Here is a 25,785-nt window from a genome sequence, read left to right as displayed (position 1 = left end):
GCTTTCGCCTTGTCTTGCCTGCATCGACTCGGGCTTCCTGCTTCACCCTACCTTCTGCATCCATGCAGTCGTTGCCTACACTTTTTTCAACGGCCTGCTAATAAGCGACATCGAGAAAGACCTGATCGATTGCCAGCGCATGAGGGCTGAACACCAACCAGGGTTGTTCTCGTTGAAAGACTCCGTGGATAAACGGCGCAATGCTCGCCTCGAGAGGCGGCAGTTGTTCTGAAAATGCATCCACCGGAAAATGTTGCATACCGAAAACCTCGTCGACCGTAAGGCCAGCGAAGATTTCCTGGTGGTCGACCACCAGCACTCGCCGCAGCTTGCGCAGCGGCGACAGTTCATTACCGAAGAACCCGCACAGGTCCATGATCGGCAGCAGGCGGCCACGCACGTTGGCCACCCCTTTGACCCAACCCTTCACACCCGGCAGCAGGGTGTAGCGCGGCTCGTGCAGCACCTCTCCCACTTCCCCCATCGGCGCTACGAAGAATCGCTCGCCCATGCGAAAGCCGATACCGCTCCAACTCTGTACCGCCGCCTGCTGCGACGGCAGGCCAGCCGCCAAGACCCGGCAACGCTGATCAATCTCAAGGAGAATCTGGAAAGGAGTCTGCACGGACATGCCAGCCTTGGCCTTCTTTTTATCTAGTAAGCGGACAGCACGGCATCAGCCGGCCAGTACCGCATTGAGAGTCTTCAGCAAGGTTTCTTCGTCGATCGGCTTGGTCAGGTAATCCTTGGCGCCCTGGCGCTTGCCCCAGACCTTGTCGGTTTCCTGATCCTTGGTGGTGACGATGATCACCGGGATATGGCTGGTCTCGGCGTCTTTGGTCAGCTGACGGGTCGCCTGAAAGCCATTGAGGCCTGGCATGACGATATCCATCAGCACCGCGTCGGGTTTTTCCTGGCGAGCCAGAGCCACGCCATCGGCGCCGTTTTCCGCCTTCAGTACCTGATGCCCATGTTTTTCCAGCATGGCGGTCAGCTTGTACATCTCGGTCGGGGAGTCATCAACAATCAGAATTCGAGCCATGGTGTTTCCCAATACAGAAGTGGCGTGCGGCGCTCAGGCCGGAACGTCAGGAGGCTTGTTCCACTGGGGTGAAGTCGGGCACGTGAGCCTTGATGGCACCGAGCAGCTCTTCCTTGCTGAAAGGCTTGGTCAGGTACTGATCGGAACCGACGATACGCCCCTTGGCCTTGTCGAACAGACCGTCCTTGGAGGACAGCATGATCACTGGCGTGGACTTGAAAGCACTGTTGTTCTTGATCAGGGCACAGGTCTGATACCCATCGAGACGCGGCATCATGATGTCGACAAAGATAATGCTGGGATGCGTGTCGGCAATCTTGGCCAGGGCATCGAAGCCATCGACCGCAGTGATGACATCACAACCCACTTTTTTCAGCAGAGTTTCAGCGGTGCGACGAATCGTTTTCGAATCGTCGATCACCATCACTTTCAAACCCTCGGTATGCTGTTCCATGTTCGCCCTACCATCGCCTCGGTGAGTCGTTATATTCGTGTTATCAGTATGCCTGAGGCCCAGTCTTCGATGGGGCTTGACCCAATCGTCGGGCCTTTTTAGCACACTCTCCAGATGCAATCTATAAGCCTGCCGGGGCAGCTCCGCCCTTGACCACGCGGCCCGGCCGGCGCCACCCTGATAGCCATCGTTCGGCGCGGCCAACCCGGCCTTCGCCCTTATCTCACGGAGTTTACCCCCCATGAGCCTTCGTCTCGGGATCGTCATGGATCCTATTGCCGGCATCTCCTTCAAGAAGGACAGCTCGCTGGCCATGTTGCTGGCCGCTCAAGCACGCGGCTGGTCGCTGTTCTACATGGAGCAGCAGGATCTCTATCAGGTTCGCGGCCAGGCCCGTGCCCGCCTGCGTTCTCTGGAAGTGTTCAACGATCCACAGCGCTGGTTCACCCTTGGTACGGAACAGGACACGCCGCTCGCCGAGCTGGACGTCATCCTGATGCGCAAGGACCCGCCCTTCGATAACGAATTCGTCTACTCCACCTACCTGCTCGAGCAAGCGGAGCGAGACGGCGTACTGGTGGTCAATCGGCCGCAGAGTCTGCGCGACTGCAATGAAAAGTTTTTCGCCACCCAGTTTCCCCAATACACACCAGCGACTCTGGTAAGCCGGCGTCCCGACATTGTGCGCCAGTTTGCCCATGAGCACCGTGACATCATTCTCAAACCCCTTGATGGCATGGGCGGATCGCAGATATTTCGCCACCGCGAGGGTGACCCCAATCTCTCGGTGATTCTGGAAACCCTCACCTTGCATGGCCACCAGCAGATCATGGCGCAGGCCTACCTGCCGGCGATCAAGGACGGCGACAAACGCATCCTGATGATAGACGGGGAACCGGTGCCCTATTGCCTGGCGCGTATTCCGGCGGCCGGAGAGACCCGCGGCAACCTGGCCGCAGGCGGCCGTGGCGAGGCGCGACCACTGACCGAACGTGATCGCGAAATTGCCGCAGCAGTCGGGCCTACCCTGCGCGAAAAAGGACTGATCTTCGTCGGACTCGACGTGATTGGTGATCATCTGACAGAAATCAATGTCACCAGCCCGACCTGCATCCGCGAGATAGATGCCGCGTTCGACACTCGTATCGGCGAACAGCTGATGGACTGCATTGCACGCAAACGCGGGTTAAAAGCTTGACGCAGGTGGCAGCCTGGCGCCCGCAACTTGCAGGCGCCTACTGCTACCCGGCAGACTGCGCGACATTCGAAAGCAGACCCGAAACGCGATGAACGCAGCAGCCTCCCCACCGACCACTTCCTCCGCCAACGCCCGACCGGCGGACCGCCTGGGATTCACCCTGTTTCTCGCGGCAGCACTGCACGCGGCACTGATCCTCGGCGTCGGTTTCACCCTTGAGTCGCCGCCGGAAATCAGCAAGACGCTGGAAATCACCCTGTCCACATTCAAGAGTGAAGAGAAGCCCAAGGAAGCGGATTTCCTGGCGCAGGACAACCAGCAGGGCAGCGGCACGCTGGAACACGCCGCAGCACCCAAGACCACCGAGCAGGCGCCCTTCCAGGACAGCGAGGTGCGCAAGGTCACACCACCCGCCACCCCGCAGCAGCCCGCCACCAGGCAGGAAGCGCCCAAGGCCGCGGTTGCCACACGCGCGCCGCAGCAGCAGAAAACCCCGGTCAAACGCGAAGAGACCAAACCGGTTCCGCAAACCCGGCCTGCCCCCGTGTTCGACTCCGCTCAGCTGTCTGCCGAGATCGCCAGCCTGGAAGCCGAATTGGCCCAGGAAGTTCAGCAGTACGCCAAGCGCCCGAAGATCCACCGCCTCAATGCCGCCTCGACCATGCGCGACAAGGGTGCCTGGTACAAGGACGAATGGCGCAAGAAGGTCGAACGCATCGGCAACCTCAATTACCCCGACGATGCCCGTCGTCAACGTATATACGGCAGCCTGCGCCTCCTGGTATCAATCAACCGTGATGGCTCGCTGTACGAGGTACAGGTGCTGGAATCTTCCGGCCATGCCGTGCTGGACCAGGCCGCACAACGCATCGTGCGCCTGGCCGCGCCCTATGCGCCCTTCACCGGCGACCTGGCCGACATCGACCGCCTTGAAATCATCCGCACCTGGCGCTTCGAGCGCGGTGACCGGCTGTCGAGCAACTAGCCCGGCAACATCGCTTTTTACCGTAGCCCGGATGAAATCCGGGAGTTTCACCACCGCTCCCGGATTTCATCCGGGCTACGTGCTGGTCGGTACGCACGGCGCACCCTACAGGATGACGCATAACCAGCAGCCATCCTCCCACGTCTTGCGGCTTGTAGCCTGAGGCTTGTGGCTCCAAACTAGACGCCATGAAGATTTCAGCCCCCACCTCGCTCAAGCACCACTTCCTGATTGCCATGCCGCACATGGCCGATCCGCACTTTGCACAGACCGTCACCTACCTGGTCGAACACAACGAGCAGGGCGCAATGGGCCTGGTGATCAACAAACCTAACGGCCTGAATCTGGCGGATGTGCTCGAACAACTGCGCCCCGACGAAGAACCTGCGGCGCTGTGCCACAGCCTGCCGATCTTCGCCGGCGGCCCGGTACAGACTGATCGCGGCTTCGTCCTGCACCCCGCTGGCCCGCAGTTCCAGGCAACCCTGGAGCTGGGCGAGCTGGGCCTTTCCACCTCGCAGGACGTATTGTTCGCCATTGCCGACGGCAGCGGCCCGGATCGCTACCTGATCACCCTCGGCTACGCCGGCTGGGATGCCGGGCAACTGGAGGCCGAACTGACCGACAACGCCTGGCTGACCTGCCCCGCCGACAGCAGCATTCTGTTCGACCTGCCGTTCGACCAGCGGCTAAACGCCGCAGCCGCACGCCTCGGTGTCAACCTCAGTCTGCTGACCTCGCAGGTCGGGCACGCCTGATGAGCGACAAGCCACTGCGCCTGCTACTGGGTTTCGACTATGGCACCAAGCAGATCGGCGTCGCCGTCGGCCAGGTGATCACCGGCCAGGCCCGTGAGCTGTGCGTGCTAAAGGCGCAGAACGGCGTACCGGACTGGAACCGCGTCGAAGCGCTGATCAAGGAGTGGCAGCCGGACGCCGTGGTGGTCGGCCTGCCGCTGAACATGGACGGCACGCCCAGCGAAATGAGCGCCCGCGCCGAGAAATTCGCCCGCCGCCTCAACGGCCGCTTCAACCTGCCGGCCTACACCCACGACGAACGCCTGACCACCTTCGAGGCCAAAGGCCAACGCCTGCGCGAAGGCCAGAGTGGCGGCTATCGCGAGCGCCCGGTCGATGCCATTGCCGCAGCTCTGCTCCTTCAGGGCTGGCTAGAGGAAAACTGTCCGGGCTGAGCGACTCAGCCCGCATCAAGGAGTTTCGCCATGCTACCCAACCCCAACGACCTGCTACCGGCCATGGCCAGCGCCCTGACCCAGCATCTGAACCAACGCCAGATCAGCGAGCCGCGCTTCATCGGCATCCGTACCGGCGGCGTCTGGGTTGCCCAAGCCCTGCTGCAAGCCCTGGGGCGCGATGACGCACTGGGCATCCTCGACGTGTCTTTCTACCGCGACGATTTCACGCAGAACGGCCTGCATCCTCAAGTGCAACCCTCCGAACTGCCGTTCGAGATCGAAGGCCAGCACCTGGTGCTGATCGACGACGTGCTGATGAGCGGGCGCACCATTCGCGCCGCGCTGAACGAACTGTTCGATTACGGCCGCCCGGCCAGTGTGACCCTGGTCAGCCTGCTCGACCTCAACGCCCGCGAACTGCCGATCCGCCCCGACGTGGTCGGTGCCACCCTGTCGCTGGCGACCAACGAGCGGGTAAAATTGTCCGGCCCCACGCCGCTGACCCTTGAACTCCAGACGCTCGACAACTGAGACTCTCCGCGATGACGCCACTCGCCGCCAAGCGCCCGCTGCAACTGAACGACCAAGGTCAGCTGCGCCACTTCCTCTCACTCGACGGCCTGCCCCGCGAGCTGTTGACCGAAATCCTCGACACCGCCGACTCCTTCCTCGAAGTCGGCGCGCGCGCGGTGAAGAAAGTCCCGCTGCTGCGCGGCAAAACCGTGTGCAACGTGTTCTTCGAGAACTCCACGCGCACCCGCACCACCTTCGAGTTGGCCGCCCAGCGCCTGTCGGCCGACGTCATCAGCCTCAACGTCTCGACCAGCTCCACCAGCAAGGGCGAGACGCTGTTCGACACCCTGCGCAACCTCGAGGCCATGGCCGCCGACATCTTCGTCGTGCGCCATGCCGACTCCGGCGCCGCGCACTTCATCGCCGAGCACGTGTGTCCGAACCTGGCGATCATCAACGGCGGCGACGGCCGTCACGCGCACCCGACCCAGGGCATGCTCGACATGCTCACCATTCGCCGGCACAAGGGCGACTTCGAGAATCTGTCGGTGGCCATCGTCGGCGACATCCTGCACTCGCGGGTGGCGCGCTCGAACATGCTGGCGCTGAAAACCCTGGGCTGCCCGGATATCCGCGTGATCGCACCGAAGACCCTGCTGCCCATCGGCCTGGAACAAAGCTACGGCGTGCGCGTGTTCAGCGACGCCAACGAAGGCCTCAAGGACGTCGACGTGGTGATCATGCTACGCCTGCAACGCGAGCGCATGCAGGGCGGCCTGCTGCCCAGCGAGGGCGAGTTCTACCGCCTGTTCGGCCTCACCGAGCAACGCCTCAAGCTGGCCAAGCCGGATGCCCTGGTGATGCACCCGGGCCCGATCAACCGTGGCGTGGAGATCGAGTCGGCGGTCGCCGATGGCCCGCAGTCGGTAATCCTCAACCAGGTCACCTACGGCATCGCCATCCGCATGGCCGTGCTCTCGATGGCCATGAGCGGGCAGAACGCCCAACGTCAACTCAACGCCGAGGAGGCCAACTGATGCGTACTGCAATCCTCGGTGCCCGGGTGATCGACCCGGCCAGCGGTCTGGATCAGGTCACCGACCTCTATATAGATGGCGGCAAGCTGGTCGCCACTGGTCAGGCGCCCACTGGCTACGTCAGCGAAAAGAGCCTCGACGCTCAAGGCCTGATCGCTGCGCCCGGCCTGGTCGACCTGTCGGTGGCCCTGCGCGAGCCCGGCTATAGCCGCAAAGGCAGCATCGCCACGGAAACCCTGGCCGCAGCAGCCGGAGGTGTCACCAGCCTGTGCTGCCCGCCGTTCACCAAGCCAGTACTGGATACCTCGGCCGTGGCCGAGCTGATCCTCGACCGTGCTCGTGAAGCCGGGCACACCAAGGTCTTCCCCATTGGCGCACTGAGCAAAGGCCTGGCCGGCGAGCAGCTCGCCGAACTTGTCGCCCTGCGCGACGCCGGTTGCGTGGCCTTCGGCAACGGCCTGGACAACTTCCGCAGCAGCCGCACCCTGCGCCGCGCGCTGGAATATGCGGCCACCTTCGACCTGCAGGTGATCTTCCACTCGCAGGACTTTGATCTGGCCGAAGGCGGCCTGGCCCATGAAGGCCCGACCGCCAGCTTCCTCGGCCTGGCCGGCATACCGGAAACCGCCGAAACCGTGGCCCTGGCCCGAGACCTGCTGCTGGTGGAACAGAGCGGCGTGCGCGCGCACTTCAGCCAGATCACCAGCGCCCGCGGCGCCGAACTGATCGCCAATGCCCAGGCCCGTGGTCTGCCAGTGACGGCCGATGTGGCGCTGTACCAGCTGATCCTCACCGACGAGGCGCTGATCGACTTCTCCAGCCTCTATCACGTGCAACCGCCGCTGCGCTCGCGTGCCGACCGCGACGGCCTGCGCGACGCGGTAAAGGCCGGGGTGATCTCGGCCATCGCCAGCCACCACCAGCCGCACGAGCGCGACGCCAAGCTGGCGCCCTTCGCCGCGACCGAGCCGGGTATCAGCAGCGTGCAGTTGCTGCTGCCGCTGGCCCTGAGCCTGGTGCAGGACGGCCTGCTCGATCTGCCGACGCTGCTGGCGCGCCTGACCAATGGCCCGGCTGCCGCACTGCGCCTACCGGCCGGCAGCCTGAGCGTCGGCAGCGCTGCCGATATCGTGCTGTTCGATGCAGGGGCCTCGACCGTCGCCGGTGAGCAGTGGTACTCCAAGGGCAGCAACTGCCCCTTCCTCGGCCATTGCCTGCCCGGCGCGGTGCGCTACACACTGGTGGATGGTTATATCAGCTACCAGGGCTGAACCATCACGAGCTCGCCACCCGGCGGGCTCGCTTTCCTGTATGCCACGCGCACCACGGTCTTCAACAGCTGGTGCGCACGGCGCACCCTACGTCCCAACGACGACCTTCCCACCCACGACACGCCTTGCGCTCGCCACGACATTGGACGAATGAGTGACTCGACGGTCATGATCCACGTCAGGTTAAGCAGCCGAAATTTTCCAAACGCCACCGCCCTATGACCCTGCTCGCGCCCAGAGGCGCCGGCCTGGCGTCGCGCTGGCCTTGTTCAGGAGCTTTTGATTTATGTCGCGCTTACCTGTGATCGTGGGTTTTGGGGGTTACAACGCAGCCGGGCGCAGCTCCTTCCATCATGGTTTCCGTCGCACCGTGCAGGAGTCGCTGGAACCCCAGGCGCGTCAGGAAACCCTGGCCGGGCTGGCGCAGATGATGAAGCTGGTGCGCGTGGTCAATGGCCAGTACCAGGATCAGGACGGCCAGGCGCTGAGCCTCGCCGACATCGAAAGCCGCTACGCCAAGGAAATCCTGGCTGGCACCCTGGTGCGCCGTCTCGAGAAGCAGCACCTGGACCCGGACGCTGCCCACTGGCAGAAGAACATCAGCGTCGCCCCCACCGATGGCGCCAGCCTGAGCTTCATCACCCTGCGCAAGCAACTGCCCGAGCCGCTGCCGGCGAACTGGTCGTTGGAAGAACTCGAAGGCAATGAAGTACGCGTCACCCTGCACGACAGTTGCGAATTCAAGGTCGACAGCTACCGTCCGCTGGCGGTGAAATCCGCCGGCCAGTTGCCCACCGGCTTCGAGCCGAGCGAGCTGTACAACGCACGCTTCCACCCGCGCGGCCTGGCCATGACCGTCGTCGGCGTCACTGACGCCCTGCGTTCGGTGGGCATCGACTGGCAGCGCATCGTTCAACATGTCGCACCAGACGAGATCGCCGTGTTCGCCAGCTGCATCATGAGCCAGCTCGACGAGAACGGCTTCGGTGGCATGATGCAGTCGCGCCTGAAGGGTGGCCGCGTCACCGCCAAGCAACTGGCCCTGGGCCTGAACACCATGCCAGCCGACTTCATCAATGCCTACGTGCTCGGCAGCGTCGGCACCACCGGCAGTATCACCGGCGCCTGCGCCACCTTCCTCTACAACCTGCAGAAGGGCATCGAGCAGATCACCTCGGGCAAGGCCCGCGTGGTGATCGTCGGCAGCAGCGAAGCGCCGATCAACCAGGAGTGCATCGAGGGTTACGGCGCCATGGGCGCGCTGGCCACCGAAGAAGGCCTGCGCCAGATCGAGGGCAAGAGCGAAGTGGACTTCCGCCGCGCCAGCCGCCCGTTCGGCGACAACTGCGGCTTCACCTTGGCCGAAGCCTGCCAGTTCGTGGTGCTGATGGACGACGAACTGGCCCTGGAACTGGGCGCCGACATCCATGGCGCAGTGCCGGACGTGTTCATCAACGCCGATGGTTTCAAGAAATCCATTTCCGCTCCCGGCCCGGGCAACTACCTGACCGTGGCCAAGGCCGTGGCCAGCGCCGTACAACTGCTCGGCCTGGACGCCGTACGCAACCGCAGTTTCGTCCATGCCCACGGTTCCAGCACGCCGGCCAACCGCGTCACAGAGTCGGAGATTCTAGACCGAGTCGCGGCGGCCTTCGGCATCGAACAATGGCCGATCACAGCGGTGAAGGCCTTCGTCGGCCATTCCCTGGCCACCGCCAGTGGCGACCAGGTGATTGCTGCCCTCGGCGCCTTCAAGTACGGCATCGTGCCGGGCCTGAAGACCATCGACGCAGTCGCCGGCGACGTACACCAGGATCACCTGAGCCTGTCCACCGAAGACCGTAAAGTGGGTGAGCAGGCGCTGGACGTGGCCTTCATCAACTCCAAGGGTTTCGGCGGCAACAACGCCAGCGCTCTGGTGCTGGCCCCGCACGTCACCGAGCGCATGCTGCGTAAGCGTCATGGCCAGGCCGCCTTCGACGCCTACCTGGCGCGCCGTGAAGGCACCCGTGTCGCCGCTGCTGCCTACGACCAGCAGGCGCTGCAGGGCAAGCTGGACATCATCTACAACTTCGGCAACGACATGATCGACGACCAGGCGATCTCCATCACCACCGAAGAAGTGAAGGTGCCGGGTTTCGAGCAGCCACTGGTGTTCAAGAAGGACTCGCGCTACAGCGATATGCTCGATTGAGCCTGTTGCGCTGTAGGGCGGGTGCAACCCGCCAATGTCGAGGCGGGTTTCACCCGCCCTACGATTGAAGCGCCCGCGCCAGCTCGATCAGCTCGCCACGCCATTCGGCTGCAGCCGGCAAGGCCAGGAAAGAAGGGTTGAGGAAGGATTCGCGCGCCTCGTAGGTGAGCGCTGCGCCGGCCAGATCCAGCACCTCGCCCCCAGCGCCTTCCAGCACACCCTGCGCTGCGGCGGTATCCCACTGCGAGGTGGGCGCCAGACGCGGATAGCAGTCGGCATTGCCTTCGGCCAACAGGCAGAACTTCAGCGAACTGCCGATATTGGCCAGCGCCGGCTCACCAAAACGGGCGGCCAAACCCGCTATCAAGGTTTCCTGCGCCGGGCTTGAATGACGCTTGCTGGCCACCAGGGTGAAGCCCTGCGCGGGCACCAGACGTACGCTGATCGACTGCTCATCGCTTGGTACTTCGCTGCGCCAGGCGCCGAGGCCGGCGCCGCCGTAATAGCAGCGCCCATTAGCCGGAATGCCGACCACGCCGAAGACCACGCGGCCACGCTCGATCAAGGCGACGTTGACCGTGAACTCTTCGGAACCAGCGATGAATTCCTTGGTGCCATCGAGCGGATCGACCAGCCACCAGCGCGTCCAGCCAGCGCGCTCGGCCAGCGGGATATTGGCGGCCTCTTCCGACAGCACCGGCACCTCCGGCGCCAGCGCCTGCAGGCCATCGAGCAGGATATGGTGCGCGGCCAGGTCGGCAGCGGTCACCGGCGAGGCATCGGCCTTCTCCGTCACCGCCACACCGCTGCGCCAGTAAGGCAGGGTCGCTGCGCCAGCCGCGCGTACCAGCTCGATCACCTGAGGAATAAAAGGATGACTCACGGGCAGAACTCCCCGCGCTCGGTCAGCAGGTCGCGCACCAGGTACAGCGCCGCCAGGGCACGCCCTTCACTGAACTGCTCGTGCTGGACCAGGCTGGACAACTCGCGCAGGCTGATGCGGTCGACCCGCATCGGCTCGGGTTCATCACCGGGCAGGCGTTCCTCGTACAGATTGCGCGCCAGCACCACCTGAATCTTCTGGCTCATGTAACCGGGCGACAGGCTCAGCTCGGTGATGTACTCCAGCTCGTGCGCGCCAAAACCGGCTTCTTCCTTGAGCTCGCGATTGGCCGCCACCAGTACGTCTTCACCCGGCTCGATCAGCCCCTTCGGCAACGACAGCTGATAGTCGTCGGTGCCTCCGCAATACTCCTCGATCAGCACCGCGTGCTCGGCATCGAGCATCGCCACCACCATCACCGCGCCGTAGCCGGAGCCGCTGCCAACCAGTCGCTCATAGGTGCGCTCCGTGCCATTGGAGAAGCGCAACTGCACTTCCTCGACACGAAACAGACGGCTGCTGGCGACAATTTCGCGGGCGAGGACCGTGGGTTTTTGGCGCATGAGGCAACTCCTTGGCGGGACCGAGCGGGTTATCATACAGCGGCTTTTCACATTATCCCTGACCGAGATTGCATCAAGGCAAAACAACCTACAGATTCACAGGACCCTCTAAAAACGTAGGCGAGGCAGTCAGCGCAAGGCGCAACGACCAACGGGAGTAACAGCCGAAGGCTGGCCCGAAGGGTGAGCGCCAGCGAATCAAACAGGCGAGAAAGCGGAGTGTACTTTTGTACATGAGCATTTCGAGCGTGTTTTCAACGCAGCGATGACAACGCAGGTAGTTTTTAAAGGTGTCCTATCAGAGACGCGCGCATGCCCGCATTACCCTGGCACCAGATCGACACCATCCTGCTGGATATGGACGGCACCCTGCTCGATCTGCATTTTGACAACCACTTCTGGCTCACCCACCTGCCGCAGCGTTACGCCGAGCATCATGGCGTCAGCCTGGCGCTGGCCCAGGCCGAACTGCTGCCGCTTTTTCGCGAGCATGCCGGTACGCTGAACTGGTACTGCACCGACTTCTGGAGCCGCGAGCTGAAGTTGTCGATCCGCGAGCTCAAGCGCGAGGTCGCGCACCTGATTGCCTTGCGCACGGATGCCGAACTCTTTCTGCGCGCCCTGCGAGAAGCGGGCAAGCGCGTGGTGCTGATCACCAACGCGCACCGCGATTCACTGTCGCTGAAGATGGAGCGCGTCGAGCTGGCGCCCTGGTTCGAGCGCCTGATCAGCTCCCATGACTATGGCTTCCCCAAGGAAGATCAACAGTTCTGGTTCGCCCTGCGCCAAGACGTCGACTTCGACCCCGCGCGCAGCCTGTTCATCGACGACAGCCTGCCGATCCTGCGCAGCGCCGGCCAGTTCGGTGTCGCCCATCTGCTTGCCGTGCGCCAGCCAGACAGCCAGGCCGGGCCGAAAGACACCGAGGAATTCGCGGCGGTGGAGGATTACCGGGAGTTGGTGCAGGGGCTGTCTGCGACGCACTCGCCGTAGGAGCCGGCTTGGCGACGATCCCGCATGACGATGATCGCCGGCAAGGCCAAGCGCCCCCGCAGCACTTAAGCGCAGGTTTATTCGGGAATGCGCAATACCTGCCCCGGATAGATCTTGTCCGGGTGACTGAGCATCGGCTTGTTGGCCTCGAATATCTTCATGTAGGCATTGGCATTGCCATATTCGGCCTTGGCGATGGCGCTCAGCGTGTCGCCCTTCTTCACCGTGACGAAGCGCGCTGCGGGGGCGGGCGTGGTCACGCTGATCTGGTCCTCGACTTCACCGACACCGGCGACGTTGCCCAGCGCCAGGAGGATCTTTTCCTTCTCTTCCTGGCTGGCCACTTCGCCACGGGCGATGACCTTGTCACCCTCGACACTGACTTCGATGTTCGGGTTACCCAGACCGACCTTGGTAACGTGTTCCTTGAGTGATTCGGCGGCCTGCGCCTCCTGACCCACCAGCGATTCCCAGAGTTTGACCCCGGCGTCTTTGACAAAGGCAAACAGACTCATGGCGATTCCTCTCGTTCCTTGTGAATGGCCGGGCAAACCGCCCGGAGACCAAAGTCTAGTTCAGGAAACACCCCTGATTAGCGTTCGCGCATTAGAATCCGGGCAAACCAGGAGCCCCCATGGATATCAAGCAGCTGAAATTTCTCGTCGCCCTCGACGAAACCCGCCACTTCGGTCAGGCCGCTGCACGCTGCCACGTAACCCAGCCGACGCTGTCCATGCGCCTGCGCCAGCTGGAAGACGAGCTGGGCCTGGAGCTGGTGCGCCGCGGACAGCGTTTCGAGGGCTTCAGCGCCGAAGGTGAGCGCATCCTGGCCTGGGCGCGCAGTCTGCTGGCGGCGCAGGATGGCCTGCTCGCCGAGGCTGCCGCCTGCCGTGGACATCTGGTGGGTACCCTGCGCCTGGGCGTGGTGCCGTTGGCCAGTTTCGACCCGATGCGCCTTATCAGTCTGTTCGCCGAGCGTCACCCCGGGTTGCGCTTTCAGCTGCATGCGTTGAGCAGCGATCAGATTCTTGAGGGACTGGTACGTAATCAGCTCGACCTTGGCCTGTCCTATCTCGACCGACTCGACCGCGAGCACTTCGCCAGCCTGGAGTTGGCCGAAGCACGCATGGGCCTGCTCTATGATCAGCGTCACTTCCACTTCGTCAGCAGCAGCCTGCGCTGGGAGCAGTTGGCCAACCTACCCTTGGGCCTGCTCTCCACCGGCATGCACTTTCGCCAGTCCATCGATCACAGTTTCCGTGCTCGCGGCCTCAGCCCACAGGTGCGCCTGGAGGCCGACGCCGTACACCACCTGACTCAAGCGGTCAGCGCTGGTCTGTGCTGCAGCGTCATGCCGTTGCCGGCCGACGGTGCTCCGACCGACGGTCACCTGCGCCTTCTACCCATCGAGGAGGCTCATACCCTGGCACCTCAGGGCCTGATCATGCGTCGTAGCGCCCCTGCCTCACCGCTCGCGCAAGCCTGCTTCGAAGAGGCACGTGAGTGGCTGGCGGAGGCTTGATAGATTTGCTCGATCAACACATCAAAGCCAACGATTAGACGCTCCCCGCCCATGGGCCTAGGCTTAGCTGTGTCAATCTGTCACAGAGCGCGCCTCGATGGCCAAGCCAGCCGCCCAGTCGCACATCGCCAGTGCCTACACCTACGCCGAACTCGGTGACGGTCGTGCGCAGCACGCTGCACTGGCCGAAGAATGTGCCCTGGCGATCAGCTACAACGACCTGAATCAGGCCGTGATGATGGTTTCCCCCCATCATCTGGAAGACTTTGCCGTCGGTTTCAGTCTCGGTAACGACCTGATCAAGTCCATCGACGACATCTATGACATCCAGTTACGCGGCCTCGGTGACAGCCGCGAAGCGCGCCTGCAGGTCAGCAGCAGAGCCTTCTGGGCGCTCAAGCAGCAACGCCGGCAAATGGCCGGCACCAGTGGCTGTGGCCTGTGCGGCGTGGATGCACTGGAACAGGCGCTACCGGCCCTGACCGCCCTGCCCGGCGCGGCTTTGCCGCCGCTCGAACACCTGACTGGCCTGCGCGAGCGCATCGGTGACAAGCAACAACTGGCACGCCACAGCGGCGCGCTGCATGCAGCCCTGTTCATCGACGCCAGCGGCGAGATTCGTCTGTGCCGCGAAGACATCGGCCGCCATAACGCGCTGGACAAGCTGATCGGCGCCATCGCCCGCGAGCGCCTCGACACCCATGGCGGCTTCGCCCTGGTCACCAGTCGCTGCAGCCTGGAGCTGCTGCACAAGGCGGTACGCGCCGGCATCGACACGCTGGTGAGCCTGTCCGCGCCCACCGCCCTGACCGTGGACTGGGCGCGGCGCCACCGCCTCAACCTGATCCACCTGCCCCATCACAGCACGCCGCGGGTCTACAGCCCCGCGCCTGACGAAGAAGAACGACCATGAGCCTGCAACCCGTCAATCCCCGTTACAAGCCCTACAGCGGCCCTGCTGCCGGTTGGGGCGCGCTGAACGCCGTCACCCGTTTCTGGCTGGACAGCAAACAGCCGTTCAAGAACCTGCGCGCGCTGCTCAAGACCAACCAGAACGGCGGCTTCGACTGCCCCGGCTGCGCCTGGGGCGATTCGCCCGAAGACGGTCACATCAAGTTCTGCGAGAACGGTGCCAAGGCGGTCAACTGGGAAGCCACCAAGCGTCGCGTCGATCCGTCCTTCTTCGCCCGCTACACGGTCAGCCAACTGCGCGAGCAGAGTGACTACTGGCTCGAGTACCAGGGCCGCCTGACCCATCCGATGCGCTACGACGCCAGTACCGATCGCTACGTGCAGACCAGCTGGGATGACGCCTTCGCCCTGATTGCCCGGCACCTCAAGGCTCTGCCGAGCCCGGACCATGCCGAGTTCTATACCTCCGGCCGGGCCAGCAACGAGGCCGCCTTCCTCTACCAGTTGTTCGTGCGCGCCTATGGCACCAACAACTTCCCCGACTGCTCGAACATGTGCCACGAGGCCAGCGGTGTCGCCCTGGGCCAAAGCGTGGGAATCGGCAAGGGCAGCGTGACCTTCGCCGACTTCGAGCATGCCGACGCCATTTTCGTGCTGGGTCAGAACCCTGGCACCAATCACCCGCGCATGCTCGAGCCGCTGCGTGAAGCGGTCAAACGCGGCGCCCAGGTGGTCTGCTTCAACCCGCTCAAGGAACGTGGCCTGGAGCGCTTCCAGCATCCGCAACACGCGCTGGAGATGCTCACCAACGGTTCCGAGCCGCTGAATACGGCTTTCTTCCGTCCGGCGCTGGGCGGCGACATGGCTGCCCTGCGCGGCATCGCCAAGTTCCTCCTGCAGTGGGAGCGCGAGGCGCAGGCCAAGGGCGAACCGGCAGTGTTCGACCATGCCTTCATCGCCGAGCACACCGACGGCGTCGAGGCTTATCTGCAGTTGCTCGACGATTGCAGTTGGGAGGCGCTGCAGGCTCAGTCCGGCCTCAGCCTGCAGGAAATCGAACAGGCCGCGCGCATGTACCGCCGCGCCGAGCGCGTGATCATCTGCTGGGCCATGGGTATCACCCAGCACCACCATTCGGTGGCCACCATCCAGGAAATCGTCAACCTGCAACTGCTGCGCGGCAATCTCGGCCGCCCCGGCGCCGGCCTGTGCCCGGTGCGCGGCCACAGCAACGTGCAGGGCGACCGCACCATGGGCATCAATGACCGCCCGCCGGTGACGCTGCTCGATGCCCTGGAAAAACGCTTCCAGTTCAAGGTGCCGCGCGAGAACGGCCACAACACCGTCGAGGCGATCAACGCCATGATCGACGGCCAGGCCAAGGTGTTCATCGGCCTCGGCGGCAACTTCGCCCAGGCCACGCCGGACAGCCCGCGTACGCACAAGGCACTGCAGAGCTGCGACCTCACGGTGCAGATCAGCACCAAGCTCAACCGCAGCCACCTCACCGTGGGCGGTGACGCACTGATCCTGCCGTGCCTCGGGCGTACCGACATCGACCACCAGGCCGGCGGCCCGCAGGCGGTGACGGTGGAAGACTCGTTCAGCATGATCCACGCCTCCTACGGCCAGCTCGAACCGCTTGCCGGCAGCGAGATGCGCTCGGAGCCGGCCATCGTCGCCGGCATCGCCAAGGCCACACTGGGCAACCACCCGGTGGACTGGGACGCGCTGATCGCCGACTACGACCGCATCCGCGAGCTGATCGCCGACACCATTCCCGGCTTCCACGACTTCAACCAGCGTGTCGCTCACCCCGGTGGCTTTTACCTCGGCAACTCGGCCGGCGCGCGGCAATGGAAAACCGCATCTGGCAAGGCCAACTTCAAGGCCAATGCGCTGCTTGCCGACCTGCTGCCATCGCAGGTGCGCGAAAGCGGTGAAGCGCCGGATCTGATCCTGCAGACCCTGCGCTCGCACGACCAGTACAACACCACGGTGTATGGCCTCGACGACCGCTACCGGGGCGTGCGCGGCCAGCGTGACGTGCTCTTCGCCAACGAGGCGGACATCCTCCGCCTCGGCTTCAAGCCCGGGCAGAAGGTGGACATCCGCTCGCTGTGGAACGATGGCATCGAACGTCGCGTCAGCGGCTTCACCCTGCTCGCCTTCGACATCCCGGCCGGCCAGGCCGCTGCCTACTTCCCCGAGGCCAACCCGCTGGTGCCGCTGGAAAGCGCCGGTATCGGCAGCAGCACACCGACCAGCAAGTTCGTCGCCATTCGTCTGCAGGCGGCCAGCGGCGGCAATCTGCTGGGTAGTAGCGCAGCGAGCTGACAGGCGGCCAGGAACCTCCTGCGCAGATCACCGGTCAATGGCGTAACGCTCGCCATTGACCGGCGAATCCTGTGATCGAGGTGTCCATGAAGTCTCTGCAATTCTTCTTTCTTTCCCTTGGCCTGAGCAGCGGCGGCTTTGCCTTTGCCGGCAGTACCGAAGCCGGTTTGGGTGGTGCCCTGGGTGGCGCAGTGGGGGCGATGGTTGGCCAGCAGGTCGGTGGCAACACCGGCGCGGCGGTCGGCGCCGGTCTCGGCGGCGCCGCCGGCAGCATGGTCGGTGCCGACCGTCGCAGCCGTACCGAAGCCGCCATTGGCGGCGCACTGGGCGCAGCCGGCGGCAACGTCGTTGGTCAGCAGGTCGGTGGCAACACCGGCGGCGTGGTCGGTGCTGCAGTCGGTGGCGGCGCCGGTGGCGCGCTGGGCAACTACATGGGCAATGCCAGCTACGACGATGATCGTCGCGGCAAGCATCACCGCCACTACCATGGCAAGAAACACAAGAAGCACCACAAGCACTGGCGCCGTCACTGACGGATGCCTAGGGTCTGTTGGCATTTCGACGCAAGCCGCGTTGCCGCGAGAAATGGCTCCCGGTTAGGCGCAGGACGCAGGCAATGGTCATTCCCTTGCCAAGTCCTGCAACAACAGCGGGAGTCATTTCCCGCGCAACCCGAAGGGCCGGGCCAGTTTTAGCGTGGCGCGTCGTTACTCGACGGCTCATTTGGGCAACCAAACTTCGCGTCTCGTGCCTAGCTCCGCGCTAAAACTGGCTCCTGCGCGGTCGCGTCGAAACGCCAACAAACCCTAGCACCCAGGGTTCATGGCGACGACCGAAGGCGACTTCGATCTGTGCCTTGAACCCTGTTTGTTCATGGCCGCGCTCCCAGCCACGCGCCAGCTCGCGATAGGCATGGGGAACGCTAAGGCGGTCGTTCTCCAAGCGAATGGTCGCACCATAGCCGGCCTCTGCACCGTGGTGATAAGGCTCGATACTTCCGGCCAGTAACACCTGGCGCTGTCTATCCGGCCAGCGCTGACGCAGCACCTGCGCATCCACCCCCGCATCCACCAGCATCAGACGGCTGGATTGCTGCTCGACGAATTGCAGGCGGCGCTGGCGATCATCACGCTCTTGCCGCAACACCTCGCTCTCGGGCTTACCACCTAATTCAGCTTCAGCAGCGGCCAGTGCCTGGCGAGCCTGTTCGACCTGATGTCGGTACAACGGCCCATCCAGCTCCAACACCAACCAGACTTCGCGTGCTGTCTGCCTGTTCAAGGCTCGTTCATCCGTGGCGGAGAATCCCAGCTCGTGCAGCTTGGCTTCATTCAGCCAAGGCAACTGCCAGCCATCACCGGGGCGCTGCCAGCTCAGTTGCAGGCGCAGTACGCCATCGTCCTCATCGCGCAACCAGCCACCGTAGACGCGTTGTAGCTCGCGCTCGCTGAGCTGCAGTTGCGCCTCGGGCTCGCCGCTGCGGTTGTACCAGACGCCGCACAGGGCAACGGCATTGCTCAACAGCACCACGCCGAGAGCAAGCCACGCTGACCGCTTCATTGCGCACCTCCCGGCGCGCTGCGCCGCCAGCGTTGCAACACCACCAGCAGCAGCACGGCGATCAAGCCGAGCAGAAGGAAGAACAGGTAGCGCGGCAGCAACTGCCACCACCAGTCGAACAGCTTGGCGAAGAGCATGATCAACGCGAAGACCAGGCCGGTATTGACCACCTCACCCCAATTGCGCTGAATGCCCAGCCATACCGTCAACCCGGCGAGGACGAAGCCAAGCGTCTGGTAGAACGCCTCGATCCAGCCCGTCGGCCAATCAAGGTAGCTGCCGCCGCCCCAATAGGACAGCACCAGCACCGGGCCCAGCAGATAGAGCAGGCCGACCACTCGGTAGCAGGCGGCGAACCCAGCATAGCGCCGCTGATCGAGCCATTGCGGCACCAGCAGCAGCGCAGCCAGTGGCAAGAACAACTCCGGCCGTTCGCCCATCGACCACCAGTGCCAGCCCGCCCAATCACCCAGGCGAGCGGCGACGAACAGACCGAAGCAGAGCAGCGCCACCACCAGCAGCAGCCGCTGGCGGCACTGGTAGGCTAATAACAGCGCCAACGCACCCCAAGGCAGCAGGGCTTTGTCCGACGGGGTGATATTGAAGATCTGCCCGAGCATCGACAGGTTCAGCACGAAGCAGACGAACGCCAGCACCGCAGCCAGCTTGGCGTAATAGCCAGAGGTGTCGCGGGCCTGTAGCCAGAAGCACAGCAGCAGACTGCCGAGGCTGCTGCCGAAGAGGATGGCGACCTGAGCAGCAGCATCGAACAGCCCCCAGAACTGGTAGAACAGGAAAAACAGCCCGGCCGACAGCGCCAGCGCACCGAACAGCGAGGCCAGGCGCATGCCCAGCGACAGCTGGCGCGCGCGCGCATCGGCGTCGATATCCAAGGTCTGACGAAAATGCGCCAGCAACTGGCGATGATGGTGAGCGACGGCCTGCTCCTGCACCTCGCTCAGTTGCAACACCTGCTCCTGGCGCAGCTCGGCCAGCTCCTCGCGGAAGGCGGCGATGCGAGCGGCGCGTCGCTGCGCCTGCTCACGCTCGAGATCGGACATGGGCACTCCCTGGCGGATAATTGCCCACAGCCTAGCAGGCCGCAGCAGGAGGTGCGCATGGCGCACCCTACCCAGTGATTACACCCAAAGTGGAGTGCGCTGTGTGCGGAGCGTTCAGTCCACCAGCAATGCCGCCATCGCCGCACGCAAGGCCTCAGGTATCGCTACGGGACGATTGCTCGCACGATCCACGAACACGTGGACGAAACGCCCAGCGGCGCAGGCCTGCTCCTCGCCGGCCCTGAAGATCGCCAGCTCGTACTGCACCGAACTATTGCCCAGCTTGCCGACGCGCAGCCCCACTTCGATGGCATCGGGGAAGGCGATGGAAGCGAAGTAGTCGCAGCCGGAGCTGACCACGAAGCCGACCACTTCCCCGCCATGGATATCCAGACCACCCTCGGCGATCAGGTAGGCGTTCACCGCGCTGTCGAAGTAGCTGTAGTAGGTCACGTTGTTGACGTGCCCGTAGAGGTCATTGTCGTGCCAGCGCGTGGTGATCGGCTGGAAGTGACGGTAATCGCCACGCAGGTGCTGGGGTTGGTTCATCGATGATCCTTGGGTTGGAATCGCGGCTAAAGCCCCTCCCACAAAGCTTGCGGATCTGTGGGAGGGGCTTTAGCCGCGACCTGAATCAATAAGCAGCCTGATAAATGGCCAGGGCCTGTTGCTCGTTCATCTCGCGCGGATTGTTCACCAGCAGGCGCTGCTGCAGCATGGCGTCCGCCGCCAGCGTGGGCAACATCGTCTCGCTCACTCCGGTATCGCGAAGCCGTGTGGGCAGGCCGCTGCGCTGGCTGAAGCCGGCCAGCGCTTCGATCAATTGTTCGGTCTGCGCCGCCGCGCTGCCCGCCCGCAGACGCTCACCCAGCACCAACGGCGCCAGCTCGGCGTACAGTGACGACGCTGCCGGTGCATTGAAGGCCAGCACCTGCGGCAGCACCAGGGCGTTGGACAGCCCGTGGGGAATATGGAAATGCCCGCCCAGCGGGTAGGCCAGGGCATGCACTGCCGCCACGGGCGCATTGGCGAAGGCCTGCCCGGCCAGGCAGGCGCCGAGCAACATGGCCTGGCGCGCCTCGCGGTTGCTGCCGTTGTGCACCACCTCATCGAGGTTGGCCGCCAGCAGGCGCAGCGCTTCACGCGCCAACAGATCGGAAAGCGGATTTTTCTTCAGCGCGCTGGTGTAGGCCTCGATGGCGTGCACCATGGCATCGATCCCGGTGGCCGCGGTGACCGCTGCCGGCAGGCCAAGGGTCAGATCGGCGTCGAGCAGGGCCAGATCCGGCAGCAGCAGCGGCGAAACCACACCCATCTTGGTGGTCTCGCCAGTGGTAACGATGGCGATGGGCGTCACCTCGGAGCCAGTGCCGGCCGTGGTCGGTACCTGGATCAGCGGCAGGCGCCGACCGCGCGCGTTACCCACACCGTAGATCTCGCTCAGCGCCTGGGCGCAGTCTGGATGCGCCAGCAGAGCCACCAGCTTGGCCACGTCCATCGAGCTACCACCACCGAAGCCGACCACCAGCTCCGCTTGCAGCTCACGGGCCTGAGCCACGGCAGCCAGCACCACGACCTCGGGCGGGTCGGCCAGCACCTGGTCGAACACCTGCACACTCATGCCGGCACCAGCGAAGCCCGGCAGCAGCGGTTCGAGCAGACCCAGGCGGGTTATGCCCGGGTCAGTGACGATCAGCACGCGCCGGGCGCTGCGCTCATGGCAGAGTTCGGCCAGACGCAGGCTGGCGCCGGATTCGCAGATAATCTGCGCGGTGGTGGCGAAGCTGAATGGGTGCATGGGGTGCTCCTCTTGTTGTAGCCCGGATGCAATCCGGGACCGGTCATGCAAATGTCCCCGGATTGCATCCGGGCTACGCCGCTGCGTCCGTAGGAGCCGGCTTGCCGGCGATCACAACCGGCATCGCCGGCAAGCCGGCTCCTACAGACATCTGCGCTAAAAGGCGAAACTGTCCTCATCCATGGCCATCAGGCACTGCGCGCCGCCCAGCAGGGCTTCGCGGTGCGCGCTAGCGCGCGGCAGCACACGGCGCAGATAGAAATCGGCGCTGTGCAGCTTGGCCTGGTAGAACGCCGCCTCGCCGCTACCCGCCTCCAGCGCATCCTGAGCCCGCGCCGCGGCTTGCAGCCAGAAACCGGCGAGCAGCACATAAGCCGAGTACTGGAGAAAATCCACCGAAGTGGCGCCGATCTCCTGCGGGTCACGCTGACAGGCGGCAATCACTTCTGTGCTTAGCTCGCGCCATTCGCCCAAGCGGGCCTGCACCATGCTGGCCATCTGAGCCAGGGCCGGTCGATCCGCCTCGGCATCGCACAGCTGGCTGAACTCGGCCTGCAGTGCGGACAACTCCGCACCACCGTCACCCAGCAATTTACGGCGGATATAGTCCAGCGCCTGGATGCCGTTGGTGCCTTCGTAAAGCTGGGTGATGCGACTGTCGCGCATCAGTTGTTCCATGCCCCACTCGCGGATGAAGCCATGCCCGCCGTAGACCTGCACGCCATGGCTGGCCACTTCCTGGCCCATGTCGGTGAAGAACGCCTTGACGATAGGGATCAGCAGCGCCGCGCGCTTGCCGGCCGCCTTGCGCGCCTCGGCCGACTCGGCGCTGTGCTCCAGGTCGAGCTGGCGCGCGGTGTAGGCGGCGAGCATGCGGCTGCCCTCGACCAGGGTCTTCTGAGTCAACAGCATGCGTCGCACGTCGGGATGATTGATGATCGGATCAGCTGCCTTGTCCGGCGCCTGCACGCCCGCCAGACCACGTGACTGCAGGCGCTCGCGGGCATAACGCAGCGCGCCCTGGAAGGCCGCCTCGCCTATCCCCAAGCCCTGCAGGCCGACCTGAAAGCGCGCGTCGTTCATCATGGTGAACATGCAGGCCAGGCCCTGGTTGGCTTCGCCTACCAACCAGCCGGTGGCGCCGTCGAAGTTCATCACACAGGTGGAGGCACCCTTGATGCCCATCTTGTGCTCGATAGCGCCACACGACAGCGTGTTGCGTTCACCCGGTGTGCCGTCGGCGGCAGCGATAAATTTCGGCACCAGCAGCAATGAAATGCCCTTCACACCAGCAGGCGCATCCGGCAGGCGCGCCAGCACCAGATGGATGATGTTTTCGGAGATGTCCTGCTCGCCGCCGCTGATAAAGATCTTGCTGCCGCTGACGCGGTAGCTACCGTCGGCCTGCGGCTCGGCGCGGGTACGCAGCAACGCCAGGTCGGTGCCGGCCTGCGCCTCGGTCAGACACATGGTGCCGGTCCACTGACCGCTGACCAGCTTGCCCAGGTAATGCTGTCTCAGCGTTTCGCTGCCGTGCTTGTGCAGCGCCAGCACGGCGCCCTCGGTCAGCCCGGAGTAGACGCGGAAGGATAGCGAGGCGCCCATCAGCATTTCGTGGAAGGCAAAAGCCACCAGCTGCGGGAAGCCCTGGCCGCCATATTCCACCGGCCCGGTCATGCTCGCCCAGCCGTTGTCCACGTATTGCCGGTAGGCCTCGGCAAAGCCCTTGGGCGTGCTGACCTGGCCATTTTCCAGGTGGCAGCCCTCCTCATCGCTGTTGCGATTGAGCGGCGCGACCTCGCCTTCGGCGAAGGCCGCAGCCTCCTCCAGCACGCCGTCGATCAGCTCGCGATCCAGGACGTTACCCAGACGCTCGCAGTGGCCGGCAGCGTCGAACAGTTCGTGCAGGACGAAACGCATATCGCGCAATGGCGCCTGATAGCTCATACCCGACCCTCCTGTACGTCGCTGAAATACTTGTTCTCGGCAGCCAGCCGCTCGATCAGCGCCGCCGGTTGCCAATGCGCGCCGAAGCGCTCGGTCAGTTGCAGCAGACGCTGGTGAATCGCAGCGACACCTTCGCCGTCGGCCCAGCTCATCGGGCCGCCACGCTCGGCGGGAAAGCCGTAACCGTTGAGATAGACCAGATCGATGTCGTGGCTATTGGCGGCGATGTTCTCCTCGAGAATCTTCGCCCCTTCGTTGACCAGTGCCAGCAGGCAGCGCTCGAGAATTTCCTCGTTGCCGATATCGCGGCGGGTGAAGCCCAGGCGTTCCGATTGCATCTGCACCAGCCCGTCGACGACCGGATCATGCTCGGCCTGGCGACTGCCGGGCGCATAGCGGTAATAGCCCTTGCCACTCTTCTGGCCAAAGCGACCCAACTCGCACAGACGGTTATCCACCTGCACCGCCGGATCATCCTGACCCTGGCCGGACAGTTCACGGGCGCGCCATTCGAGGTCGATGCCGACCACGTCGTACATGCGAAACGGCCCCATGGCGAAGCCGAAGCCCTGCAGCGCCGCGTCCACCTGATGCGGCCAGGCGCCTTCGAGCAGCAGCATGCGCGCCTCGCGCACGTAGGTGTGCAGCATGCGGTTGCCAATGAAACCGTGGCAGTTGCCGGCGACCACCGCCACCTTGCCCATGCGCGCGCCCAGCTCTTGAGCGGCCTGCAGCACGGCTGGCGCGGTCTTGCCGCCGCGGACGATCTCCAGCAGTTTCATGATGTGCGCCGGGCTGAAGAAGTGCAGGCCCAGCACCGATTCTGGCCGCGTGGTGACCGCAGCGATAGCGTCGACATCCAGCGCCGAGGTATTGCTGGCGAGGATGGAGTCCGGCTTCAGCACCGCGTCCAGCTCACGGAAGATGCTTTGTTTGAGCTCGAGATTCTCGTACACCGCCTCGATCACCAGGTCGGCGTCGGCCAGGGCCGCGTAGCCGTCCACCGCCTCAACGCGCGCCCGTCGTGCCGCGGCTTCGGCCGAAGCGATACGGCCCTTGGCGACGTTGTGCGCCCAGGTCTGCTCGGCCATCTCCAGGCCCTGCTCGACCATCTGCGGGTTGTTATCCAGCCACAGTACCTGCAGGCCGGCATTGGCCAGGCTGATGACGATGCCACGGCCCATGGTGCCGGCGCCGATCACGGCGGCACAGCGAAGCGGCGAGACAACTTGAGTCATTGCTGTTCCTCTAGAGAACCAATAGAAAAGCTTGGGTCACGATAAGCAAGCCGCTACTATTTTTGAAATTTAGTCTTGTGATACGACGTATTCAGCAGATGAATTTCAGCAACTTCGACCTCAACCTGCTGCGTGTACTGGACGCCCTGCTACGCGAGCAGAACGTCTCGCGCGCCGCCGAACACCTGGCGCTGAGCCAGCCGGCGGTAAGTAATGCGCTGGGTCGCCTGCGCGTACTGCTAGACGACCCGCTGTTGGTGCGCGTCGGCCGGCGCATGCAGCCAACGCCGCGGGCACTGGCACTGGAGGCGCCGATCCGCAGCGCGCTGCGTCAGCTGGAGCAGAGCCTGAGCGCTGGCGAGGCCTTCGAGCCGGGCGAAAGCCGCCAGCGCTTTCGCATCGCCGTCACCGACTATGTCGAGCTGGTGTGCATGCCACGCCTGCTCGATCGTCTGAGCCAGAAGGCACCGGGCATCGGCATCGACATTCGCCACCTCAGCCCGAGCCTGCCAATGGAGGCGCTGGACAAGGGCGAACTGGATCTGGTGCTGGGCCGTTTCGACGAGATACCCGCACGTTTCGCCCGCCGTCACTGGATGAGCGAGACGCTCAAGCTGGCGGTGCACCGCGAGCACCCACTGCTGCGCCAGGGCCACCTGGAACTGGAGACGTTCCTGCGCCTGCGCCACCTCTGGGTACACGGCGGGCAGACCCGTGGCATGGTCGATCAGTGGCTGGGGGAACAGGGCCTGTCGCGGCAGATCCTCTACACCACGCCGAACTACCTGCAGGCAGCGCATATCGTCGCCGGCAGCGAACTGGCAGCAGTGCTGCCCACCGCCCTGGCCCGGCATTTCGCCACGCTGCTGCCGCTGCAGTTGTTCGATCTGCCCTTCACCCTCGGGCCCTTCCACCTCGAAGTGGTCAGCCTTGCGCAGCGCCAGCGCGATGCCGCGCTGCAATGGCTGATCGAGGAGATCGTCGCAGTGGCCAACCCGTAGGGTGTCGCAGGGCCGCCACAGGCCTTGCGCACCGGCCACTCTTCAATCTACGGGTGGTGCAATGTCGGTGCGCACAGCACA

At 64.2% G+C, this 25,785-nt stretch carries 26 protein-coding genes; 14 read left to right on the top strand and 12 right to left on the bottom strand.

Annotated elements, in window-relative coordinates:
* Positions 1–97 precede the first annotated feature (97 nt).
* Genes GV002_RS13970 through pilG form a run of 3 tightly spaced genes read right to left on the bottom strand, consistent with a single transcriptional unit; the run spans position 98 to position 1,496 of the window.
* On the bottom strand, positions 98–631 hold the full coding sequence (locus GV002_RS13970; RefSeq protein WP_160018990.1) for a chemotaxis protein CheW: 534 nt from the start codon (positions 629–631) through the stop codon (positions 98–100).
* Between the two features lie 45 nt (positions 632–676).
* On the bottom strand, positions 677–1,042 hold the full coding sequence (pilH, locus tag GV002_RS13965; RefSeq protein WP_160018989.1) for a twitching motility response regulator PilH: 366 nt from the start codon (positions 1,040–1,042) through the stop codon (positions 677–679).
* A 46-nt stretch (positions 1,043–1,088) separates the two neighbouring features.
* On the bottom strand, positions 1,089–1,496 hold the full coding sequence (gene pilG, locus GV002_RS13960) for a twitching motility response regulator PilG (protein ID WP_017678433.1): 408 nt from the start codon (positions 1,494–1,496) through the stop codon (positions 1,089–1,091).
* Between the two features lie 241 nt (positions 1,497–1,737).
* On the opposite strand from pilG, the gene gshB reads away from it, so the two are divergent.
* The 8 genes from gshB (at position 1,738) to GV002_RS13920 (ending at position 9,889) form a co-directional block, all read left to right on the top strand.
* Positions 1,738–2,694: a glutathione synthase gene (gshB, locus tag GV002_RS13955; protein WP_160018988.1), complete on the top strand. Its 957-nt coding sequence runs from the start codon at positions 1,738–1,740 to the stop codon at positions 2,692–2,694.
* 88 nt (positions 2,695–2,782) lie between these two features.
* Positions 2,783–3,679: an energy transducer TonB gene (locus GV002_RS13950; protein WP_160018987.1), complete on the top strand. Its 897-nt coding sequence runs from the start codon at positions 2,783–2,785 to the stop codon at positions 3,677–3,679.
* A gap of 188 nt (positions 3,680–3,867) precedes the next feature.
* The gene (locus GV002_RS13945) at positions 3,868–4,437 is read left to right on the top strand and encodes a YqgE/AlgH family protein (RefSeq protein WP_160018986.1); all 570 of its coding nucleotides are present in this window, start codon (positions 3,868–3,870) and stop codon (positions 4,435–4,437) included.
* Positions 4,434–4,871 carry a Holliday junction resolvase RuvX gene (ruvX, locus tag GV002_RS13940; RefSeq protein ID WP_026088722.1) on the top strand — a complete coding sequence of 146 codons (438 nt, stop codon included), beginning with the start codon at positions 4,434–4,436 and terminating at the stop codon, positions 4,869–4,871. The genes GV002_RS13945 and ruvX overlap by 4 nt, the downstream gene beginning before the upstream one ends.
* A 30-nt stretch (positions 4,872–4,901) precedes the next feature.
* Positions 4,902–5,405, top strand: a complete 504-nt coding sequence (gene pyrR, locus GV002_RS13935) for a bifunctional pyr operon transcriptional regulator/uracil phosphoribosyltransferase PyrR (RefSeq protein ID WP_160018985.1) — start codon at positions 4,902–4,904, stop codon at positions 5,403–5,405.
* Between the two features lie 11 nt (positions 5,406–5,416).
* Positions 5,417–6,424: an aspartate carbamoyltransferase catalytic subunit gene (locus tag GV002_RS13930; protein ID WP_017678427.1), complete on the top strand. Its 1,008-nt coding sequence runs from the start codon at positions 5,417–5,419 to the stop codon at positions 6,422–6,424.
* Positions 6,424–7,695 (top strand): dihydroorotase, encoded by a 1,272-nt coding sequence (locus GV002_RS13925; protein WP_160018984.1) that lies wholly within the window; start codon positions 6,424–6,426, stop codon positions 7,693–7,695. Before GV002_RS13930 ends, GV002_RS13925 begins: the two co-directional genes overlap by 1 nt.
* Positions 7,696–7,981: 286 nt before the next feature.
* On the top strand, positions 7,982–9,889 hold the full coding sequence (locus tag GV002_RS13920) for a beta-ketoacyl synthase (RefSeq protein ID WP_160018983.1): 1,908 nt from the start codon (positions 7,982–7,984) through the stop codon (positions 9,887–9,889).
* A 58-nt stretch (positions 9,890–9,947) separates the two neighbouring features.
* Here the strand turns inward: GV002_RS13920 and cysQ are convergent, their stop codons facing one another.
* Positions 9,948–10,772, bottom strand: a complete 825-nt coding sequence (gene cysQ, locus GV002_RS13915; RefSeq protein ID WP_160018982.1) for a 3'(2'),5'-bisphosphate nucleotidase CysQ — start codon at positions 10,770–10,772, stop codon at positions 9,948–9,950.
* Positions 10,769–11,335, bottom strand: coding sequence for an ADP compounds hydrolase NudE (gene nudE, locus GV002_RS13910; RefSeq protein WP_160018981.1), 567 nt, complete (start codon positions 11,333–11,335; stop codon positions 10,769–10,771). Before nudE ends, cysQ begins: the two co-directional genes overlap by 4 nt.
* A 312-nt stretch (positions 11,336–11,647) precedes the next feature.
* Here nudE and yrfG point away from each other — a divergent pair, with 312 nt between their 5' ends.
* Positions 11,648–12,328: a GMP/IMP nucleotidase gene (gene yrfG / locus GV002_RS13905; RefSeq protein WP_160018980.1), complete on the top strand. Its 681-nt coding sequence runs from the start codon at positions 11,648–11,650 to the stop codon at positions 12,326–12,328.
* A gap of 77 nt (positions 12,329–12,405) precedes the next feature.
* Here yrfG and lysM read toward each other — a convergent pair whose 3' ends face one another.
* Positions 12,406–12,843: a peptidoglycan-binding protein LysM gene (gene lysM, locus GV002_RS13900; protein WP_160018979.1), complete on the bottom strand. Its 438-nt coding sequence runs from the start codon at positions 12,841–12,843 to the stop codon at positions 12,406–12,408.
* 119 nt (positions 12,844–12,962) lie between these two features.
* Between lysM and GV002_RS13895 the strand changes: the two genes are divergently transcribed.
* The 4 genes from GV002_RS13895 (at position 12,963) to GV002_RS13880 (ending at position 17,632) form a co-directional block, all read left to right on the top strand.
* Complete coding sequence (locus GV002_RS13895; protein ID WP_160018978.1) at positions 12,963–13,850, top strand: LysR family transcriptional regulator; 888 nt, start codon at positions 12,963–12,965, stop codon at positions 13,848–13,850.
* 97 nt (positions 13,851–13,947) lie between these two features.
* The gene (gene fdhD / locus GV002_RS13890; protein ID WP_160018977.1) at positions 13,948–14,763 is read left to right on the top strand and encodes a formate dehydrogenase accessory sulfurtransferase FdhD; all 816 of its coding nucleotides are present in this window, start codon (positions 13,948–13,950) and stop codon (positions 14,761–14,763) included.
* Positions 14,760–17,099, top strand: coding sequence for an FdhF/YdeP family oxidoreductase (locus tag GV002_RS13885; protein WP_160018976.1), 2,340 nt, complete (start codon positions 14,760–14,762; stop codon positions 17,097–17,099). The genes fdhD and GV002_RS13885 overlap by 4 nt, the downstream gene beginning before the upstream one ends.
* 86 nt (positions 17,100–17,185) lie before the next feature.
* Positions 17,186–17,632 (top strand): glycine zipper domain-containing protein, encoded by a 447-nt coding sequence (locus GV002_RS13880; RefSeq protein WP_160018975.1) that lies wholly within the window; start codon positions 17,186–17,188, stop codon positions 17,630–17,632.
* 229 nt (positions 17,633–17,861) lie between these two features.
* Here the strand turns inward: GV002_RS13880 and GV002_RS13875 are convergent, their stop codons facing one another.
* From GV002_RS13875 to GV002_RS13850, 6 genes are all read right to left on the bottom strand, one after another.
* The gene (locus GV002_RS13875; RefSeq protein ID WP_160018974.1) at positions 17,862–18,659 is read right to left on the bottom strand and encodes a DUF4824 family protein; all 798 of its coding nucleotides are present in this window, start codon (positions 18,657–18,659) and stop codon (positions 17,862–17,864) included.
* Positions 18,656–19,720, bottom strand: a complete 1,065-nt coding sequence (locus tag GV002_RS13870; RefSeq protein WP_160018973.1) for a DUF2157 domain-containing protein — start codon at positions 19,718–19,720, stop codon at positions 18,656–18,658. Before GV002_RS13870 ends, GV002_RS13875 begins: the two co-directional genes overlap by 4 nt.
* A gap of 114 nt (positions 19,721–19,834) precedes the next feature.
* On the bottom strand, positions 19,835–20,269 hold the full coding sequence (locus tag GV002_RS13865) for an acyl-CoA thioesterase (protein ID WP_160018972.1): 435 nt from the start codon (positions 20,267–20,269) through the stop codon (positions 19,835–19,837).
* Between the two features lie 85 nt (positions 20,270–20,354).
* A complete protein-coding gene (locus tag GV002_RS13860; RefSeq protein ID WP_160018971.1) occupies positions 20,355–21,518 on the bottom strand; it encodes an iron-containing alcohol dehydrogenase in 1,164 nt (387 codons plus the stop codon).
* Between the two features lie 156 nt (positions 21,519–21,674).
* Positions 21,675–23,465: an acyl-CoA dehydrogenase C-terminal domain-containing protein gene (locus GV002_RS13855; RefSeq protein ID WP_160018970.1), complete on the bottom strand. Its 1,791-nt coding sequence runs from the start codon at positions 23,463–23,465 to the stop codon at positions 21,675–21,677.
* Complete coding sequence (locus GV002_RS13850) at positions 23,462–24,703, bottom strand: 3-hydroxyacyl-CoA dehydrogenase (protein WP_160018969.1); 1,242 nt, start codon at positions 24,701–24,703, stop codon at positions 23,462–23,464. Before GV002_RS13850 ends, GV002_RS13855 begins: the two co-directional genes overlap by 4 nt.
* A 98-nt stretch (positions 24,704–24,801) precedes the next feature.
* Here GV002_RS13850 and GV002_RS13845 point away from each other — a divergent pair, with 98 nt between their 5' ends.
* On the top strand, positions 24,802–25,704 hold the full coding sequence (locus tag GV002_RS13845) for a LysR family transcriptional regulator (RefSeq protein WP_160018968.1): 903 nt from the start codon (positions 24,802–24,804) through the stop codon (positions 25,702–25,704).
* The last annotated feature ends 81 nt before the right edge of the window (positions 25,705–25,785 follow it).

Source organism: Pseudomonas sp. 8O (assembly GCF_902506495.1).
Lineage (GTDB): Bacteria > Pseudomonadota > Gammaproteobacteria > Pseudomonadales > Pseudomonadaceae > Aquipseudomonas > Aquipseudomonas chaetocerotis.
Note: the sequence above shows the minus strand (reverse complement) of the source record. Positions and strands in the feature narration are given on the sequence as shown.

Coding starts and splice junctions, on each gene's coding strand:
- pilG (WP_017678433.1), bottom strand. CDS start 1,496: ATGGAACAGCATACCGAGGGTTTGAAAGTGATGGTGATCGACGATTCG.
- GV002_RS13925 (WP_160018984.1), top strand. CDS start 6,424: ATGCGTACTGCAATCCTCGGTGCCCGGGTGATCGACCCGGCCAGCGGT.
- GV002_RS13865 (WP_160018972.1), bottom strand. CDS start 20,269: ATGAACCAACCCCAGCACCTGCGTGGCGATTACCGTCACTTCCAGCCG.
- GV002_RS13870 (WP_160018973.1), bottom strand. CDS start 19,720: ATGTCCGATCTCGAGCGTGAGCAGGCGCAGCGACGCGCCGCTCGCATC.
- GV002_RS13855 (WP_160018970.1), bottom strand. CDS start 23,465: ATGAGCTATCAGGCGCCATTGCGCGATATGCGTTTCGTCCTGCACGAA.
- GV002_RS13885 (WP_160018976.1), top strand. CDS start 14,760: ATGAGCCTGCAACCCGTCAATCCCCGTTACAAGCCCTACAGCGGCCCT.
- GV002_RS13860 (WP_160018971.1), bottom strand. CDS start 21,518: ATGCACCCATTCAGCTTCGCCACCACCGCGCAGATTATCTGCGAATCC.
- fdhD (WP_160018977.1), top strand. CDS start 13,948: ATGGCCAAGCCAGCCGCCCAGTCGCACATCGCCAGTGCCTACACCTAC.
- GV002_RS13930 (WP_017678427.1), top strand. CDS start 5,417: ATGACGCCACTCGCCGCCAAGCGCCCGCTGCAACTGAACGACCAAGGT.
- GV002_RS13950 (WP_160018987.1), top strand. CDS start 2,783: ATGAACGCAGCAGCCTCCCCACCGACCACTTCCTCCGCCAACGCCCGA.
- GV002_RS13970 (WP_160018990.1), bottom strand. CDS start 631: ATGTCCGTGCAGACTCCTTTCCAGATTCTCCTTGAGATTGATCAGCGT.
- pilH (WP_160018989.1), bottom strand. CDS start 1,042: ATGGCTCGAATTCTGATTGTTGATGACTCCCCGACCGAGATGTACAAG.
- yrfG (WP_160018980.1), top strand. CDS start 11,648: ATGCCCGCATTACCCTGGCACCAGATCGACACCATCCTGCTGGATATG.
- GV002_RS13845 (WP_160018968.1), top strand. CDS start 24,802: ATGAATTTCAGCAACTTCGACCTCAACCTGCTGCGTGTACTGGACGCC.
- GV002_RS13895 (WP_160018978.1), top strand. CDS start 12,963: ATGGATATCAAGCAGCTGAAATTTCTCGTCGCCCTCGACGAAACCCGC.
- lysM (WP_160018979.1), bottom strand. CDS start 12,843: ATGAGTCTGTTTGCCTTTGTCAAAGACGCCGGGGTCAAACTCTGGGAA.
- GV002_RS13945 (WP_160018986.1), top strand. CDS start 3,868: ATGAAGATTTCAGCCCCCACCTCGCTCAAGCACCACTTCCTGATTGCC.
- GV002_RS13875 (WP_160018974.1), bottom strand. CDS start 18,659: ATGAAGCGGTCAGCGTGGCTTGCTCTCGGCGTGGTGCTGTTGAGCAAT.
- GV002_RS13920 (WP_160018983.1), top strand. CDS start 7,982: ATGTCGCGCTTACCTGTGATCGTGGGTTTTGGGGGTTACAACGCAGCC.
- nudE (WP_160018981.1), bottom strand. CDS start 11,335: ATGCGCCAAAAACCCACGGTCCTCGCCCGCGAAATTGTCGCCAGCAGC.
- gshB (WP_160018988.1), top strand. CDS start 1,738: ATGAGCCTTCGTCTCGGGATCGTCATGGATCCTATTGCCGGCATCTCC.
- pyrR (WP_160018985.1), top strand. CDS start 4,902: ATGCTACCCAACCCCAACGACCTGCTACCGGCCATGGCCAGCGCCCTG.
- GV002_RS13850 (WP_160018969.1), bottom strand. CDS start 24,703: ATGACTCAAGTTGTCTCGCCGCTTCGCTGTGCCGCCGTGATCGGCGCC.
- GV002_RS13880 (WP_160018975.1), top strand. CDS start 17,186: ATGAAGTCTCTGCAATTCTTCTTTCTTTCCCTTGGCCTGAGCAGCGGC.